Here is an 807-nt window from a genome sequence, read left to right as displayed (position 1 = left end):
GTTCTCTGCAATGTCAAAACTGCTTTTTCGTTTACCCCATCATCGATTGTAACCTAAAGGATTTGTCTCTTCGACAAACTGAATTTTTCAAACGTATATTAATTTTAAATAATAGAAAATGCCGCACAAATTCCAGAAAACAAATTAGAAATTGTATGTATAATCCAACTCGGAATAATCGAGCCATTGGATTTTTTTTCATTGATATATCCCATGAACCAAGCAATCGCACCCGTAAAGAAAATAATTAAAATAGCTTTTATAACTCCTACCAGTGAGAAAAACATCACTCCATGCAATAATCCAAATAATAATGCCTGTGTTAGATTTGCTATATTAAAACCAAACTTATTTGCCATCCTTTTCAACAAAAATCCTCTAAACAAAATTTCTTCTGGAAATGCAGTATTAAAAGCAGCATATATAACTATTGCTGGAATAGCATTTACTCCAAGACTCGCAAATTCGGAAGTTGCTGTATCAATATCTCTTATCACATAAAGCACGTACGCTCCCAAAACCAGAAAAGCAATAGATACTGTAATAACAGCAACTAAAGTCCTCTTACCTCCATCAATTTTTTTTAATCCTATCCACTGTGAGAATTTTTGATGTTTTCTTGCAGTTACAAACCACCAAATAAAAGGAACAATTGCAAACAAAATGATTTGCAATATACTACTCACAATTTTGTTAATAAATAAATTCATAAGATACCTCCAAATTGTTATTTACAATCTTATCAAATTCGTAACTATTCAGTACCACCCTTATTCAAAGATGAAATCAGGGTGACCTGAGATCGCA

Annotated in this window: 1 protein-coding gene; it reads right to left on the bottom strand. The window is 32.0% G+C overall.

Annotated features, from left to right (window positions below; translation table 11 throughout):
- Positions 1-104 precede the first annotated feature (104 nt).
- A complete protein-coding gene (locus tag ASU35_RS06665; protein WP_058352269.1) occupies positions 105-710 on the bottom strand; it encodes a CPBP family intramembrane glutamic endopeptidase in 606 nt (201 codons plus the stop codon).
- Positions 711-807: the final 97 nt, after the last annotated feature.

This window comes from Acetivibrio ethanolgignens (assembly GCF_001461035.1).
GTDB lineage: Bacteria > Bacillota > Clostridia > Lachnospirales > Lachnospiraceae > Velocimicrobium > Velocimicrobium ethanolgignens.
This window is presented reverse-complemented; position numbering and strand designations above follow the sequence as displayed.

Coding starts and splice junctions, on each gene's coding strand:
- ASU35_RS06665 (WP_058352269.1), bottom strand. CDS start 710: ATGAATTTATTTATTAACAAAATTGTGAGTAGTATATTGCAAATCATT.